At 60.8% G+C, this 15,552-nt stretch carries 14 protein-coding genes and 1 tRNA gene; all 15 read left to right on the forward strand.

The features are described from left to right. Positions 1-47 precede the first annotated feature (47 nt). The 15 genes from PQQ86_RS05170 (at position 48) to nuoH (ending at position 15,537) form a co-directional block, all read left to right on the forward strand. A complete protein-coding gene (locus PQQ86_RS05170; protein ID WP_408265207.1) occupies positions 48-1,382 on the forward strand; it encodes a branched-chain amino acid ABC transporter substrate-binding protein in 1,335 nt (444 codons plus the stop codon). A gap of 182 nt (positions 1,383-1,564) precedes the next feature. Further along, entirely contained in the window at positions 1,565-1,837 is a 273-nt protein-coding gene (gene rpsO / locus PQQ86_RS05175; RefSeq protein WP_011487489.1) for a 30S ribosomal protein S15, read from the forward strand. 339 nt (positions 1,838-2,176) lie between these two features. After that, a complete protein-coding gene (gene pnp, locus PQQ86_RS05180) occupies positions 2,177-4,324 on the forward strand; it encodes a polyribonucleotide nucleotidyltransferase (protein WP_408265208.1) in 2,148 nt (715 codons plus the stop codon). A gap of 230 nt (positions 4,325-4,554) precedes the next feature. After that, positions 4,555-5,571 carry an NAD(P)H-quinone oxidoreductase gene (locus PQQ86_RS05185; protein ID WP_408265209.1) on the forward strand — a complete coding sequence of 339 codons (1,017 nt, stop codon included), beginning with the start codon at positions 4,555-4,557 and terminating at the stop codon, positions 5,569-5,571. 126 nt (positions 5,572-5,697) lie between these two features. Then, entirely contained in the window at positions 5,698-6,477 is a 780-nt protein-coding gene (tpiA, locus tag PQQ86_RS05190) for a triose-phosphate isomerase (protein ID WP_408265210.1), read from the forward strand. An 82-nt stretch (positions 6,478-6,559) separates the two neighbouring features. Continuing rightward, a complete protein-coding gene (gene secG / locus PQQ86_RS05195) occupies positions 6,560-6,937 on the forward strand; it encodes a preprotein translocase subunit SecG (RefSeq protein ID WP_408265211.1) in 378 nt (125 codons plus the stop codon). Between the two features lie 113 nt (positions 6,938-7,050). After that, positions 7,051-7,135, forward strand: a tRNA-Leu gene (locus PQQ86_RS05200). A 161-nt stretch (positions 7,136-7,296) separates the two neighbouring features. Continuing rightward, positions 7,297-7,656 (forward strand): NADH-quinone oxidoreductase subunit A, encoded by a 360-nt coding sequence (locus tag PQQ86_RS05205; protein ID WP_007175615.1) that lies wholly within the window; start codon positions 7,297-7,299, stop codon positions 7,654-7,656. A gap of 63 nt (positions 7,657-7,719) precedes the next feature. Continuing rightward, a complete protein-coding gene (locus PQQ86_RS05210) occupies positions 7,720-8,199 on the forward strand; it encodes a NuoB/complex I 20 kDa subunit family protein (RefSeq protein ID WP_006052903.1) in 480 nt (159 codons plus the stop codon). A gap of 21 nt (positions 8,200-8,220) precedes the next feature. Then, positions 8,221-8,823, forward strand: a complete 603-nt coding sequence (locus tag PQQ86_RS05215; protein ID WP_408265212.1) for an NADH-quinone oxidoreductase subunit C — start codon at positions 8,221-8,223, stop codon at positions 8,821-8,823. A 9-nt stretch (positions 8,824-8,832) separates the two neighbouring features. Next, positions 8,833-10,086 (forward strand): NADH-quinone oxidoreductase subunit D, encoded by a 1,254-nt coding sequence (locus tag PQQ86_RS05220; protein WP_097391877.1) that lies wholly within the window; start codon positions 8,833-8,835, stop codon positions 10,084-10,086. A gap of 131 nt (positions 10,087-10,217) precedes the next feature. Further along, positions 10,218-10,703, forward strand: a complete 486-nt coding sequence (gene nuoE / locus PQQ86_RS05225) for an NADH-quinone oxidoreductase subunit NuoE (RefSeq protein ID WP_408265213.1) — start codon at positions 10,218-10,220, stop codon at positions 10,701-10,703. Beyond that, entirely contained in the window at positions 10,700-12,028 is a 1,329-nt protein-coding gene (gene nuoF, locus PQQ86_RS05230; protein WP_408265214.1) for an NADH-quinone oxidoreductase subunit NuoF, read from the forward strand. Before nuoE ends, nuoF begins: the two co-directional genes overlap by 4 nt. A 110-nt stretch (positions 12,029-12,138) precedes the next feature. Next, the gene (gene nuoG / locus PQQ86_RS05235; protein WP_408265215.1) at positions 12,139-14,472 is read left to right on the forward strand and encodes an NADH-quinone oxidoreductase subunit NuoG; all 2,334 of its coding nucleotides are present in this window, start codon (positions 12,139-12,141) and stop codon (positions 14,470-14,472) included. Further along, a complete protein-coding gene (gene nuoH, locus PQQ86_RS05240) occupies positions 14,473-15,537 on the forward strand; it encodes an NADH-quinone oxidoreductase subunit NuoH (RefSeq protein ID WP_408201175.1) in 1,065 nt (354 codons plus the stop codon). Positions 15,538-15,552 lie beyond the last annotated feature (15 nt).

A 15,552-nucleotide genomic window follows, 5' to 3' on the forward strand; every position in this document is an offset into this window, starting at 1 on the left:
CATCTGGAACGCCCTATGATCCGCGCTTCGACGAATCCAGCGGGGCAATGACGATGGCGAAGTGGCAACGGGCGGCAGCAGCGGCAGTCGTGGCGCTGGCAGCGATTTCGATGGCCGCGGCGGCGCTCGCCGCGGGAGAAACGGTGTCGGGTCCGGCAAGCAAGCCAGTCAATAAGCCGACGGGTACACCGATCCAGTTGGCGCTGATCGAAGGCGTGTCCGGCCCATTCGCGAATGCGGGCGCGGCGGTGGAGCGCAATGTGCGCTTCGGCGTCGAACAGGTGAATGCAGAAGGCGGCGTGCAGCTCGCCAACGGCGCGCATCCGCTTGAACTGGTCGTGCTCGACAGCAAGGGCAGCGCAGAGGAGGCGCTCGTGCAACTGCGCGCGGCCGCTGACCGCCATATCGGCTACGTCATGCAGGGCAACAGCTCGGCGGTCGCCGCGGCGCTGATCGGCGCGATCGACAAGCAGAACAGCCGCGAGCCGGGTAACCGCGAACTGTTCCTCAATTATTCCGCCGACGATCCCGCCCTGACCAACGCCAATTGCAGTTTCTGGCACTTCCGTTTCGATGCGCACGCGGGCATGCGCATGGATGCGCTGGCTGATGTGATCCAGCGCGACAAAGCGGTGAAGAAGGTCTATCTGCTGAACCAGGACTACAGCTTCGGCCACGACGTCAGCAGCCTCGCGCGTTCGACGTTGGCGACAAAGCGCCCGGATATTGTGGTGGTCGGCGACGAATTTCATCCGATCGGCCGCGTGAAGGACTTTGCGCCGTACATCGCGAAGATCCACGCGAGCGGCGCGGACGCGGTGATCACCGGCAACTGGGGCAACGACCTGACGCTTCTGGTCAAGGCGGCGCGGGAGCAGGGCCTGGACACCCGGTTTTACACCTTCTACGGCAACAGCCTCGGAGCGCCTGCCGCGTTGGGTGATGCTGGCGTCAAACACGTGATCGCGGTAGCCGACTGGCACCCGAACGCGGGCGGCGCGGCCTCCGACGCCTGGTACGCGGCGTTTCGCGCCCGTTTTCCGGCTGCCCAGGATGACTACCCGGTGCTGCGCATGCCGCTGATGATCGAAACCCTCGCCGCGGCGATGAAGCGCGCCGGCAGTGCCGACCCGACGGCCGTCGCCCGAGCGCTTGAGGGCATCAAGTTCGACAACGGCTTCCACGCATCGTGGATGCGGGCCGACGACCATCAACTGATCCAGCCCCTTTACGTGATGGAAATGGACAAGGCCGGTACGCCGGGCGTCAAGTTCGACAACGAAGGTTCAGGTTATGGTTTCCGCACGGTGCTGGCTTTGCCGTCTGAGCGGACTGTGCCGCCGATCGTATGCAAGATGAAACGGCCGCCAAACGGCCCCTGAACAAACCCAGGCCGGCCACGATCCCGCCCGGCACAGCGGGGTTCGCGGCCGGATTGGGCTGTGCTACAATACGCGTCCCGTTGTGAGGCATGGCTGTAATTGATTGCAAATGTGCGCGCACGGGTAACCCACGGCACGGCCTTTCTTCCGTGACCGCCTGTCTAGTTCTCAAGGAAATCGACATGTCCGCAGTTGAAACAAGCAAGAAGTCCGAAGTCGTTGCGCAATTCGCACGCGCAGCTAACGACACCGGCTCCCCCGAAGTTCAGGTCGCGCTGCTCACGACCCGCATCAACGAACTGACCGTTCACTTCAAGGCACACACGAAGGATCACCACAGCCGCCGCGGTCTGCTGCGCATGGTGAGCCGCCGTCGTAAGCTGCTCGACTACCTGAAGGGTAAGGACGCGGATCGTTACCGCGCACTGATCGAGAAGCTGGGTCTGCGTAAGTAATCGGCCAGTCGTTCAGCAAGATGCCTGTGTCAGTTCCACTGATACAGGCATTTTGTTTTTGCACGGTGCGCTTCATGTGATGCGCGCCGCCTGCCGGTCGCGGTAGCGTGACGATTCATGCGGCGGCTAGCAGGAAAACGGCAGTAAAAAAAGCAGCAAAAAAGCAGAAATACGGCTGGGCTTCAGGGCAGAGCTTTGTGTCATTCCAGCGGTTCGCGCGCGTACATCATGTAGGGCGTGGTTCTCTGGAATGGCATAACACTACTCTTTCCCTGTGGCGCCGGTCCTGGCGTTGCCGCGCCGCTTCTGGTCCGCGCGGCATAACGAAGAGGAAAAGCAATGACTATGTTCAATAAGATCGTCAAAGAATTTCAGTGGGGCCAACATAAGGTTCGCCTCGAAACGGGCGAAGTCGCCCGTCAGGCAAGTGGCGCGGTGATCGTCGACATCGAAGACACCGTTGTGCTGGCTACTGTGGTGGGCGCCAAGACCGCCAAGCCGGGCCAGGACTTCTTCCCGCTGACTGTCGATTACCTCGAAAAGACCTACGCTGCAGGCAAGATCCCCGGTGGTTTCTTCCGCCGTGAAGGCCGCCCGTCGGAAGGCGAAACGCTGACCTCGCGCCTCATCGACCGCCCGCTGCGTCCGCTGTTCCCGGAAGGCTTCTACAACGAAGTCCAGGTCGTGATCCACGTCCTGTCGCTGAACCCCGAAATTCCTGCTGACATCCCGGCGCTGATCGGCGCGTCGGCGGCGCTCGCTATTTCCGGTCTGCCGTTCAACGGCCCGGTCGGCGCAGCACGCGTGGCCTACATCAACAACGAATACGTGTTGAACCCGACGCGTCCGCAGATGAAGGAATCGGCACTCGACCTGATCGTCGCCGGTACGGAACGCGCGGTGCTGATGGTGGAATCGGAAGCACAACAACTGACCGAAGAAGTGATGCTCGGCGCAGTGGTGTTCGGCCACGAACAAATGCAGGTCGCGATCGACGTAATCCACGAGCTGGTTCGCGAAGGTGGCAAGCCGGAATGGGATTGGAAGCCGGCTGCCAAGAATGAGCCGCTGATCGCACGCGTGTCGGAACTGGCGCAAGCCGATCTGCTCGCCGCTTATCAGATCCGCGACAAGCAGGCCCGTTCGGCCAAGCTGAAGGAAGTCTACGCAGCGACGTCAGCCAGGCTGGAAGAAGAAGCAGCGGCAGCCGGTACGGTTGCAGCGGACAAGGCTAGCGTCGGCAATGTGCTGTTCGACATCGAAGCGAAGATCGTCCGTACCCAGATCCTGAACGGCGAGCCGCGTATCGACGGCCGCGACACGCGCACTGTGCGACCGATCGAAATCCGTACCGGCGTGCTGCCGCGTACGCACGGTTCGGCACTGTTCACGCGTGGCGAAACGCAGGCTATGGTGGTCGCAACGCTGGGCACCAAGGGCGACGAGCAGAACATCGACGCGCTCGAAGGCGAGTACCGCGAGCGCTTCATGCTCCACTACAACATGCCTCCGTTCGCGACCGGCGAAACGGGTCGCGTCGGTTCGCCGAAGCGCCGTGAAATCGGTCACGGCCGTCTGGCCAAGCGCGCGCTGGCTGCGTGTCTGCCGAGCGCCGACGAATTCGGCTACTCGATTCGCGTCGTGTCGGAAATCACCGAATCGAACGGTTCGTCGTCGATGGCTTCGGTGTGCGGCGGCTGCCTCGCACTGATGGACGCCGGCGTGCCGATGAAGGCGCACGTCGCCGGTATCGCGATGGGCCTGATTCTGGAAGACAACAAGTTTGCCGTCCTGACTGACATCCTCGGCGACGAAGATCACCTCGGCGACATGGACTTCAAGGTGGCAGGTACCGAGCAAGGCGTGACCGCGCTGCAGATGGACATCAAGATCCAGGGCATCACCAAGGAAATCATGCAGGTCGCCCTCGCGCAAGCGAAGGAAGGCCGTATGCACATCCTCGGCAAGATGACCTCGGCTGTGTCGGGCGCGAACACGGTGCTGTCGGACTACGCGCCGCGCATGATCACCATCAAGATCAATCCGGAAAAGATCCGCGACGTGATCGGCAAGGGTGGTTCGGTGATCCGCGCGCTGACCGAAGAAACCGGCACGACGATCGATATTTCGGACGACGGCGTCGTCACCATCGCCAGCACCAGCAGCGAAGGGATGGCCGAAGCGAAGAAGCGTATCGAGAACATCACGCTGGAAGTCGAAGTGGGTCAGGTCTACGAAGGGACTGTGCTCAAGTTGCTGGACTTCGGCGCGATCGTGAACATCCTGCCGGGCAAGGACGGTCTGCTGCACATCTCCGAAATCGCTAACGAGCGCATCAAGGACATCAACGACTACCTGAAGGACGGCCAGCAGGTGAAGGTCAAGGTCATCCAGACGGACGAAAAGGGCCGCGTGCGTTTGTCGGCCAAGGCGTTGCTGAACGACGCAGCAAACGGCGCGCCGCAAGGCGAACCGACGCCGCAGTAATGCGGTAGCAGGGCGACGGCCGGCAGCGCGAATGCGCGCCGGCCGTTTTTCATGAAGGGTGCAGGGTGGATTGCGTTGCAAACAGGCACAAACAGCCACGAGCAGATGCAGGCAGGTGCAAACCGGTATAAGCGGGTACTCTGTTTGCATGAAGCGCTTCGTCGCGGTTCAGGCGGTTTTCGCCAATTCGTGTCAGTAGGCAACGCAATCCAATCTTGGAGTTGACGCAGATGAAAGCGATCGAAATCACCGAATTTGGCGCGCCGGAAGTCCTCAAGCTGGCGGAGCGGCCCACGCCGCAGCCGAAAGCGGGCGAGGTGCTGATCAAGGTGGCGGCATCAGGCATCAACCGTCCGGATGTGTTCCAGCGCAAAGGTGGCTATGCGCCGCCGCCGGGTGCGTCGGATCTGCCGGGGCTGGAAGTGGCGGGTGAGATCGTCGGCGGCACCATCGACGAGAAGAGCAATCCGTTCGGTCTGAAAGTCGGCGATCGCGTGTGCGCGTTGCTTGCGGGCGGTGGCTATGCGGAATATGCGACCGCGCCTCTGTTGCAGTGCTTGCCGGTGCCCGCTGGCCTGTCGGATGTCGAGGCGGCTTCGCTGCCGGAAACATTCTTCACGGTGTGGAGCAATGTGTTCGACCGTGCGCGGCTCGGCAAAGGCGAAGGCGCCCCGAACGAGACGCTGCTGGTGCAGGGCGGCTCGAGCGGCATCGGCGTGACGGCGATCCAGATTGCGCATGCGCTGGGTTTTCGGGTGTTCGCCACCGCCGGGTCGGACGAAAAGTGCCGCGCCTGCGAAGCGCTCGGCGCCGAACGGGCGATCAACTACAAGACTGAGGACTTCGTCGAAGTCATCAAGTCGCTGACGAACGATCGTGGCGTAGACGTGGTCCTCGATATGGTGGCGGGCAGTTATGTGCCGCGCGAGCTGACCGCGCTGGCCGATGGCGGCCGCATCGTGCTGATCGCCTTGCTGGGCGGCGCGAAGGCCGAGCTGAATCTGAACGAGGTGCTGCGCCGCCGTCTGACGGTGACGGGTTCGACGTTGCGCCCGCGGCCGATCGAGTTCAAGGCGAAGATCGCCGCGCAGTTGAAAGAACGCGTGTGGCCGCACCTCGAAGACGGCCGCATCAAGCCGGTGGTGCATCGTGTCTTTCCGGCAGCGCAAGCGGCTGAAGCGCATGCGCTGATGGAAAGCAGCACGCACGTCGGCAAGATCGTGCTGACTTGGGGTCAGGACGCTTGACACGGTCGGTTTGACCCGATCCACCCCACGCAGTAAAATTGCGCGTTTTGCGCACGCCGCATGAATCCGAAAGGCGGGCTGTAAGCGCAAACCAAGTCCGCCGCCAATACACGAGACGACGAGACGATGTCGAAACAACGAGTCAAGCTGGTAGTCGGTAACTGGAAGATGCACGGGCGCCTCGCCGAGAACGCAACGCTGTTACAGGCTGTGGCGCAAGGCGCGGGAGAATTGCCGGCTGATGTGCGCGTCGGTGTTTGTGTGCCGTGCCCTTATCTCGCGCAGACTCAATCGTTGCTGGAAGGCAGCAAGGTCGTGTGGGGCGTGCAGGATGTCTCCGCGTTCACGCATGGCGCCTATACCGGCGAAGTGGCGGCGCAGATGGTGGTGGATTTCGGCGCCACGCTTACGATCGTCGGGCACTCGGAGCGCCGTGCTTACCATCGCGAAAGCGCAGAGCTGGTTGCGGTGAAGACGCAACGTGCATTGGAAGCAGGTTTGACCCCGATCGTGTGTGTTGGCGAAACGCTTGAAGAGCGTGAGGCTGGTTCGACGGAGCAGGTGGTTGGCGCGCAGCTGGATGAGGTGCTGGCGAAGCTGTCGGTAGACGATGCGGCACGCATCGTCGTCGCGTATGAGCCGGTCTGGGCGATCGGCACCGGCAAGAGCGCTACGTCGGATCAGGCGCAGGCAGTGCATGCTTTCCTGCGTTCGCGTCTGGCAGCAAAGGGCGCGGCGGTGGCGGATGTGCCGGTGTTGTACGGCGGCAGTGTGAAGCCGGAGAACGCGGAAGAATTGTTCCGCGAGCTGGATATCGACGGTGGCCTGATCGGCGGCGCGTCGTTGAAAGACCAGGATTTCCTGGCGATCTGCAAAGCGGCGGCTGCGGCGAGCGTCGCCGGTTAAGCAGGGCGCCTTGGCGAGGATGACCCAATCCCGTGCGGCACACTTTGTGTGGTGCGGTTAAATAAAGACTCAGGTGAGTGTGATGCTGTATTTGAAAACATTGATTATCGTCGTTCAGCTGTTGTCGGCACTCGGGGTCATTGGCCTTGTCTTGCTGCAACACGGCAAAGGCGCCGATATGGGCGCTGCTTTTGGTAGCGGCGCATCGGGCAGCCTGTTCGGCGCGACCGGTTCGGCAAACTTTTTGTCGCGTACCACGGCCGTGCTCGCAGCCGTGTTTTTTGTAACGACATTGACGCTTACGTACCTCGGCGCGTATCGTGCGAAACCGTCCGCAGGCTTGCTGGGCGCGGCTGTGACCGCGCCGGTCGCTGCTTCCGCTGCGGCCGCGCCGGCTGGCGGTTCTGCAGTATTGCCGGCGTCGGCTGCGACCGTCCCGGGTACGGATGTGCCGAAATAAATTTTTCGTTCAAAGTGCTTTTGTGCGTTGAACAAACTGTTTAGACCAGTTACAATCTTAGTCTTGAAGCGATTCGCGGGTTTTATAAGTTGTTTTCCCGGATTGCAGTTAGTGCCGACGTGGTGAAATTGGTAGACACGCTATCTTGAGGGGGTAGTGGCGAAAGCTGTGCGAGTTCGAGTCTCGCCGTCGGCACCAAATGTTATCTAAATGCCAGCCGCTTGCTTCGCTTCGGCTGGCATTTTCACTTCTGACGCGCGGCTTGCGTTGGGTTTGCGGCATGTGCGTTGCCGAAGTGATTTCGCGTCAGGAGTGCTATGCTCTTGGCGGCATTCAGAACCAACCGATAGAGGATAGTCTTGAACCTCGCAGCCTATTTCCCCGTCTTGTTGTTCCTCATTGTGGGCACCGGTTTAGGCGTAGCACTGGTCAGCATTGGCAAGATCCTCGGTCCCAACAAGCCTGATACCGAGAAAAACGCACCATACGAGTGCGGCTTCGAAGCATTCGAAGATGCGCGCATGAAGTTCGATGTGCGTTACTACCTCGTCGCCATTCTCTTCATCATTTTCGATCTTGAAACCGCGTTCCTGTTCCCGTGGGGTGTAGCCCTGCGCGACATCGGCTGGCCTGGCTTCATGGCGATGATGATTTTCCTGCTCGAATTCCTGTTGGGCTTTGCCTATATCTGGAAGAAGGGCGGCCTCGACTGGGAATGATGGATTAATCGCCGGTTTGCGTGGGTGGCCAAGGCTTGCCGCCCCGTCTGGAGTGGAAAGCAAATGAGTATCGAAGGGGTCTTGAAGGAAGGGTTTGTCACCACGACGGCTGACAAACTGATCAACTGGACGCGCACCGGTTCGTTGTGGCCGATGACGTTCGGTCTCGCGTGCTGCGCGGTCGAGATGATGCATGCGGGCGCTGCCCGTTATGACCTTGACCGTTTCGGCGTGGTGTTTCGTCCGAGTCCGCGTCAGTCGGACGTGATGATCGTCGCCGGCACGCTGTGCAACAAGATGGCGCCGGCTTTGCGCAAGGTCTACGATCAGATGGCCGAGCCGCGCTGGGTGATTTCGATGGGCTCGTGCGCGAACGGCGGCGGCTACTATCACTATTCCTATTCGGTGGTGCGCGGCTGCGATCGGATCGTGCCGGTCGACGTCTACGTGCCAGGTTGTCCGCCTACGGCGGAAGCGCTGGTGTATGGCGTGATCCAGTTGCAGGCCAAGATCCGTCGCACCAACACAATCGCCCGTCAATAAGGCCAACGCCTCCCCCACAATATGGCAAGCAAACTCGAGACCCTGAAAGCGAACCTCGAGGCGGCCTTCGGCGGCCTCCTGTTGAGTACCACCGAGGCAATCGGTGAGTTGACGATCGTCGTGAAGGCGAGCGACTACATCGATGTGGCAACGCGTCTGCGCGACGACCGCTCGCTCGGTTTCGAGCAATTGGTCGATCTGTGTGGCGTCGACTATCAGACCTACGCCGATGGCGCATATGACGGTCCGCGTTTTGCGGCCGTTCTGCATTTGTTGTCGGTGCAGAACAACTGGCGTCTGCGACTGCGTGTGTTCGCACCAGACGACGAAGTGCCGATCGTTGCGTCAGTCGTCGATATCTGGAGTTCGGCCAACTGGTACGAACGCGAAGCATTCGACCTGTACGGTATCGTCTTCGAAGGTCATCCGGACTTGCGCCGTATCCTGACCGACTACGGTTTCATTGGTCACCCGTTCCGTAAAGATTTCCCTGTCTCCGGCTACGTCGAAATGCGTTACGACCCGGAAGAGAAGCGCGTCGTCTATCAGCCTGTGACGATCGAGCCGCGGGAAATCACGCCGCGCGTGATCCGCGAGGATCGCTATGGCGGTCTGAAACACTAAGAGAACGCCATGGCAGAGATCAAGAACTACACGCTCAACTTCGGTCCTCAGCACCCGGCCGCGCACGGTGTGCTGCGCCTCGTGCTCGAACTCGACGGCGAAGTCATCCAGCGCGCCGATCCGCACATCGGCCTCCTGCATCGCGCGACTGAAAAGCTCGCGGAAACCAAAACTTTCATCCAGTCCGTGCCGTACATGGACCGCCTCGACTACGTGTCGATGATGGTCAACGAGCACGGCTACGTGATGGCGATCGAAAAGCTGCTCGGCATCGAAGTGCCGATTCGCGCGCAGTACATCCGCGTGATGTTCGACGAAGTCACGCGAGTGCTGAACCACCTGATGTGGATTGGCGCACACGCACTCGACGTCGGCGCGATGGCAGTATTCCTGTACGCGTTCCGCGAACGCGAAGACCTGATGGACGTATACGAAGCGGTGTCCGGCGCACGGATGCACGCGGCTTATTACCGTCCGGGTGGCGTGTACCGCGATCTGCCTGACGCAATGCCGCAATACAAAGCGTCGAAGATCCGCAATGCGAAGGCATTGTCGAGGATGAACGAGAACCGTCAAGGTTCGCTGCTCGACTTCATCGATGATTTCTTCACGCGTTTCCCAAAGTGTGTCGACGAATACGAAACGCTGCTCACCGACAATCGGATCTGGAAGCAGCGTCTGGTCGGTATCGGCGTGGTCAGCCCGGAACGTGCGCTGAACCTCGGTATGACCGGCGCGATGTTGCGCGGCTCGGGTATCGAGTGGGATCTGCGTAAGAAGCAGCCGTACGAAGTTTACGACAAGATGGATTTCGACATTCCGGTCGGTGTGAATGGCGACTGCTATGACCGATATCTGGTTCGCGTCGAAGAAATGCGCCAGTCCACGCGGATTGTGAAACAGTGCATTGAGTGGTTGCGTAAGAATCCGGGTCCGGTGATGGTCGACAATCACAAGGTTGCGCCGCCGTCGCGGGTCGGCATGAAGTCGAACATGGAAGATCTGATTCACCACTTCAAGCTTTTCACGGAAGGCTTCCATGTGCCGGAAGGCGAGGCATATGCCGCGGTGGAACATCCAAAGGGCGAGTTCGGTATCTACCTGATCTCGGACGGCGCGAACAAGCCGTATCGCCTGAAGATTCGGGCGCCGGGCTACGCGCACCTGTCCACGCTCGATGAAATGGCGCGCGGCCACATGATCGCCGACGCTGTGACGATCATCGGTACGCAGGACATCGTGTTCGGCGAAGTAGATCGCTAGGACGTATTCATCGGCGCGCGTCTTCAGATTGCACCGAAGCGCGCGTCAAGCAAAGGAACGCCGGGTCTGTCGCAACATGCAACGCGCGACGGGTTTTCGTTCGGTAGGAATTGAAAGAGTCGTGTCTGAAAATGATCTCAGCTGAAGGCCTGAAAGAAATCGATCGTGCGATCGCGAAGTATCCCGCCGATCAGAAACAGTCCGCCGTGATGTCGGCGCTGGCTACTGCTCAGGAAGAGCATGGCTGGCTGTCGCCCGAACTCATGCAGTTCGTCGCGGACTATCTCGGCATGCCGGCGGTCGCCGTGCAGGAGGTGGCCACCTTCTACACGATGTATGAGACCTCGCCGGTCGGCAAATACAAGATCACGCTTTGCACGAACCTGCCGTGCCAGCTCGGCCCTGATGGCGGCTCCGACAGTGCCGCTGATTATCTGAAGCAGAAGCTCGGCATCGACTTCGGCGAAACCACGGCTGACGGCAAGTTCACCTTGAAAGAAGGTGAATGCATGGGCTCGTGCGGCGATGCGCCGGTGATGCTGGTGAACAACCATCGCATGTGCAGCTTCATGAGCCGCGCGAAGATCGACCAGCTGCTCGAGGAACTTTCGAAATGACGTCTTTACACGATCGTCACATCAAACCGCTGATTCTCGCCGGCCTGAACGGCGACAACTGGCATCTCGAAGACTATGTGGCGCGCGGCGGTTACGCCCAGCTGCGCCGCATTCTGGAAGAAAAGATTCCGCCCGAGCAGGTGATCGCCGACGTCAAGGCGTCGGGTCTGCGCGGCCGTGGCGGCGCTGGCTTCCCGACCGGTCTGAAGTGGAGCTTCATGCCGCGTCAGTTCCCGGGGCAAAAGTACCTCGTCTGCAATTCGGACGAAGGCGAACCGGGCACGTTCAAAGACCGCGACATCCTGCGTTTCAATCCGCACTCGCTGATTGAAGGCATGGCCATCGGCGCGTACGCGATGGGCATCACGGTCGGCTACAACTATATCCACGGCGAAATCTGGGAAGTCTACAAACGCTTCGAAGAAGCGTTGGAAGAAGCCCGTCGCGCCGGATTCCTTGGCGACAACATCATGGGTTCGGGCTTCTCGTTCGAGTTGCATGCGCACCACGGTTACGGCGCCTACATTTGCGGCGAAGAGACCGCGCTGCTCGAATCGCTCGAAGGCAAGAAAGGCCAGCCGCGCTTCAAGCCGCCGTTTCCGGCGAGCTTCGGCGTGTACGGCAAGCCGACCACGATTAACAACACCGAGACGTTCGCCGCGGTGCCGTTCCTGCTTGCGATCGGTCCGCAGAATTACCTCGAAATCGGCAAGCCGAATAACGGTGGCACGAAGATCTTCTCGGTTGCCGGTGACGTCGAGCGTCCGGGCAACTATGAAATTCCGCTCGGCACTCCGTTCGCCACGCTGATGGAACTGGCCGGCGGCATGCGCGGCGGCAAGAAGATCAAGGCCGTGATTCCAGGCGGCTCGTCGGCGCCGGTGATTCCAGGCGAAATGATGATGCAGACCGACATGGACTACGACTCGATCGCCAAGGCTGGCTCGATGCTCGGCTCCGGCGCGGTCATCGTGATGGACGAAACGCGCTGCATGGTCCGTTCGCTGCTGCGTCTGTCGTATTTCTATTACGAAGAGTCGTGCGGTCAGTGCACGCCGTGCCGCGAAGGCACCGGCTGGCTGTATCGCGTCGTGCATCGTATCGAACACGGGCTCGGCCGTCCGGAAGATCTGGATCTGCTGAACTCGGTCGCTGAGAACATCATGGGCCGCACGATTTGCGCGCTCGGCGATGCAGCGGCCATGCCGGTTCGCGGCATGCTCAAGCACTACTGGGACGAATTCGAATATCACGTCGCCCACAAGCATTGCCTCGTCGGCGGTCACGCCGGTGCGGCGACGGCGTCGGAAACAGTGGCTGCCTAAGTACGCCAGGTAACGCATCAGAACACGTCATCCGCGGGATTCATCGTCTGAAACGGGCGATGAACAGGGCGAACGATTGAGCGGTAACAGGTTAAGGAAGATTGACCATCATGGTTGAACTTGAAATAGACGGCAAGAAAGTAGAGGTGCCTGAAGGCAGCATGGTGATCCAGGCTGCGCATAAGGTTGACACGTACATTCCTCACTTCTGCTATCACAAGAAGCTGTCGATTGCGGCCAACTGCCGGATGTGTCTGGTCGATGTCGAAAAGATGCCGAAGGCCGTGCCCGCATGCGCCACGCCGGTGTCGGCGGGCATGATCGTGCGCACCAAGTCGGACAAGGCCGTGAAGGGCCAGCAAGCCGTGATGGAATTCCTGCTGATCAACCACCCGCTGGATTGCCCGATCTGCGATCAGGGTGGTGAGTGTCAGTTGCAGGATCTGGCGGTGGGTTACGGCAAGTCGTCGTCGCGCTATAGCGAAGAAAAGCGCGTCGTGTTCCACAAGAACGTCGGCCCGCTGATCTCGATGGAAGAAATGTCGCGTTGCATTCACTGCACACGTTGCGTCCGCTTCGGCCAGGAAGTCGCCGGCGTGATGGAACTCGGCATGCTGGGCCGCGGCGAGCATTCGGAAATCACATCGTTCGTCGGCAAGACGGTCGACTCCGAACTGTCGGGCAACATGATCGACCTGTGCCCGGTGGGCGCGCTGACCAGCAAGCCGTTCCGTTACAGCGCCCGCACGTGGGAATTGTCGCGCCGCAAGTCGGTGAGCCCGCACGATTCCGTCGGCGCAAACCTCGTGGTGCAAGTGAAGAACAATCGCGTGATGCGTGTTCTACCGTTCGAAAACGAATCCATCAACGAATGCTGGATTTCGGACAAGGACCGTTTCTCGTACGAAGGTCTGAACAGCCCTGAACGTCTCACGCAGCCGATGCTCAAGCAAGGCGGCAAGTGGGTCGAGACCGACTGGCAATCCGCGCTTGAATACGTGGTCAAGGGTCTGAAAGGCATCAAGGGCGACCACGGCGCGAACGCGCTGGCCGCGCTCGGTAGCGCCCACAGCACTGTCGAAGAACTGTTCCTGTTGAAGCAACTGGCCCAGGCGGTCGGCACGCCTAACGTCGACTTCCGTCTGCGTCAGTCGGATTTCTCCGCACCTGCCAACGGTGCGCCGTGGCTCGGTACGGCGATCGCCGACCTCTCGAACCTCGACGCCGCTTTGGTGATCGGTTCGGATCTGCGCCGCGATCATCCGCTGTTTGCCGCGCGTCTGCGTCAAGCCGCCAAGAGCGGCACGAAGCTGACTTTGGTGCAAGCCACCAACGACGACGCATTGATTCCGCAAGCACAGCGCGTGGTTGCCGCACCGTCGGCATGGCTCGACGCATTGGCCGGCATCGCTGGTGCGGTCTCGGAAGCAAACGGCGTTGCACTGCCGGAAGCCTTCGCCGGCACGCAGCCGACGGACGCCAACAAACAGGTCGCGAAGTCGCTCGCCACTGGCGAGCAGCGCGTGGTGTTGCTCGGCAACGGCGCAGTCCGTCATCCGGACTTCGCCGCGATTCACGCCGCGGCGCAATGGATCGCAGACGCGACCGGCGCGACGCTGGGGTTCCTCACGGAAGCCGCCAACACGGTCGGCGCGCATCTCGCGAACGCATTGCCGGGCGAGGGTGGTTTGAACGCTCGCGAAGTGTTCGAGCAACCGCGCAAGGGTTATGTGTTGCTGAACGTCGAACCGGAATTCGACACGGCCAATCCGGCGCAGGCTTTGGCCGCGCTGAAGCAGGCTGAAATGGTCGTCGTGATGTCGCCGTTCCAGATGGGCGCTGAATACGCTGACGTTCTGCTGCCGATCGCACCGTTTACGGAAACGGCCGGCACGTTCGTCAACGCCGAAGGTACCGTGCAGACGTTTAACGGCGTCGTGCGCCCGCTCGGCGACACGCGTCCTGCATGGAAGGTTCTGCGCGTCCTGGGCAGCCTGCTCGGCGTGCCGGGTTTCGAATTCGACACCTCGGAAGAAGTGCGCACGGCAGCCCTCGGCGATGGCGAGATCAAGTCGCGTCTGTCGAACAAGACGGGCGCCACGGTTGCACGCGGCAAGGCAGCGAAGGCAGCGGAAGGCAAGTTCGAGCGTATCGCCGACGTGCCGATTTACCACGCCGACGCGCTGGTGCGTCGTGCTGAATCTCTGCATCTGACGGCAGCGGCGCGCGCAGCGAATTCGGTCGGTCTGCCGGCTGCGCTGTTCGACAAACTGGGTTTGAAGGAAGGCGACGCAGTGCGCGTGCGCCAGGGCGAGCAATCGGTGCAGTTGCCGGCCGTGCGCGACGCAAATCTTGCGGAGACGGTCGTCCGCGTATCGGCGGCTACGCCTGCCGGTGCAGCGCTGGGCAGCCTGTTCGGTGAACTGGTGGTGGAGAAGGCGTAAATGAGCTTGTTCGATACGATCAACTCGGGCGGCACCCAGCTTCTCGGTGTGGCATGGCCCACGGTGTGGGCACTGGTGCGCATCCTGGTGGTGGCCGTCGTGATCCTGCTGTGCGTGGCTTACCTGATTCTGTGGGAGCGTAAGCTGATCGGCTGGATGCACGTGCGTCTCGGGCCGAACCGCGTGGGCCCGGCAGGTTTGCTGCAGCCGATCGCCGACGTGCTGAAGCTGTTGCTGAAAGAAGTGATTCAGCCGGCTCAGGCGAGCCGCTGGATCTACATGATCGCGCCGATCATGGTGGTGGTGCCGGCCTTCGCGGTCTGGGCGGTGATTCCGTTCCAGGCGGGCGCGGTTCTCGGTGACATCAACGCGGGTCTGCTTTACGCAATGGCGATCTCGTCCGTCGGCGTGTATGGCGTGATTCTGGCGGGCTGGGCGTCGAACTCGAAATACGCGTTCCTCGGTGCCATGCGCGCGGCCGCCCAAATGGTCTCGTACGAAATTTCGATGGGCTTTGCGCTCGTCGTCGTGCTGATGACTGCGGGCAGTCTGAATCTGTCGGAGATCGTCGGTTCGCAGGAGCGCGGCATTTTCGCCAGCTACGGCCTGAACTTCCTGTCGTGGAACTGGCTGCCGCTCTTGCCGATGTTCGTCGTGTACTTCATCTCGGGCATCGCCGAAACGAACCGTCACCCGTTCGACGTGGTGGAAGGTGAGTCGGAAATCGTCGCGGGCCACATGATCGATTACTCGGGGATGGCGTTTGCGCTGTTCTTCCTCGCCGAGTACATCAACATGATCGTGATCTCGGCATTGGCTGCAACACTGTTCCTCGGCGGCTGGAGCGCACCGTTCGGCTTCCTGTCGTTTGTCCCGGGCATCGTATGGCTCGTCGCCAAGGTTTTCTTCCTGCTGTCGATATTCATCTGGGCGCGTGCCACGTTCCCGCGCTATCGCTATGACCAGATCATGCGTCTGGGCTGGAAGATTTTCATTCCGGTTTGCGTGGTGTGGCTCATCGTGGTCGGCTTCTGGATCATGTCGCCGTTGAATATCTGGAAATAAAGGGCGGATGAACCT

It is taken from the genome of Paraburkholderia sediminicola, from assembly GCF_046026675.1.
Taxonomy (GTDB): domain Bacteria; phylum Pseudomonadota; class Gammaproteobacteria; order Burkholderiales; family Burkholderiaceae; genus Paraburkholderia; species Paraburkholderia sediminicola_F.

What these genes read in the sequence shown, in the direction of transcription:
- PQQ86_RS05185 (WP_408265209.1), top strand. Translation starts at nt 4,555, where the DNA reads ATGAAAGCGATCGAAATCACCGAATTTGGCGCGCCGGAAGTCCTCAAG.
- pnp (WP_408265208.1), top strand. Translation starts at nt 2,177, where the DNA reads ATGACTATGTTCAATAAGATCGTCAAAGAATTTCAGTGGGGCCAACAT.
- tpiA (WP_408265210.1), top strand. Translation starts at nt 5,698, where the DNA reads ATGTCGAAACAACGAGTCAAGCTGGTAGTCGGTAACTGGAAGATGCAC.
- PQQ86_RS05220 (WP_097391877.1), top strand. Translation starts at nt 8,833, where the DNA reads ATGGCAGAGATCAAGAACTACACGCTCAACTTCGGTCCTCAGCACCCG.
- nuoG (WP_408265215.1), top strand. Translation starts at nt 12,139, where the DNA reads ATGGTTGAACTTGAAATAGACGGCAAGAAAGTAGAGGTGCCTGAAGGC.
- secG (WP_408265211.1), top strand. Translation starts at nt 6,560, where the DNA reads ATGCTGTATTTGAAAACATTGATTATCGTCGTTCAGCTGTTGTCGGCA.
- PQQ86_RS05215 (WP_408265212.1), top strand. Translation starts at nt 8,221, where the DNA reads ATGGCAAGCAAACTCGAGACCCTGAAAGCGAACCTCGAGGCGGCCTTC.
- nuoE (WP_408265213.1), top strand. Translation starts at nt 10,218, where the DNA reads ATGATCTCAGCTGAAGGCCTGAAAGAAATCGATCGTGCGATCGCGAAG.
- PQQ86_RS05210 (WP_006052903.1), top strand. Translation starts at nt 7,720, where the DNA reads ATGAGTATCGAAGGGGTCTTGAAGGAAGGGTTTGTCACCACGACGGCT.
- nuoH (WP_408201175.1), top strand. Translation starts at nt 14,473, where the DNA reads ATGAGCTTGTTCGATACGATCAACTCGGGCGGCACCCAGCTTCTCGGT.
- PQQ86_RS05170 (WP_408265207.1), top strand. Translation starts at nt 48, where the DNA reads ATGACGATGGCGAAGTGGCAACGGGCGGCAGCAGCGGCAGTCGTGGCG.
- nuoF (WP_408265214.1), top strand. Translation starts at nt 10,700, where the DNA reads ATGACGTCTTTACACGATCGTCACATCAAACCGCTGATTCTCGCCGGC.
- rpsO (WP_011487489.1), top strand. Translation starts at nt 1,565, where the DNA reads ATGTCCGCAGTTGAAACAAGCAAGAAGTCCGAAGTCGTTGCGCAATTC.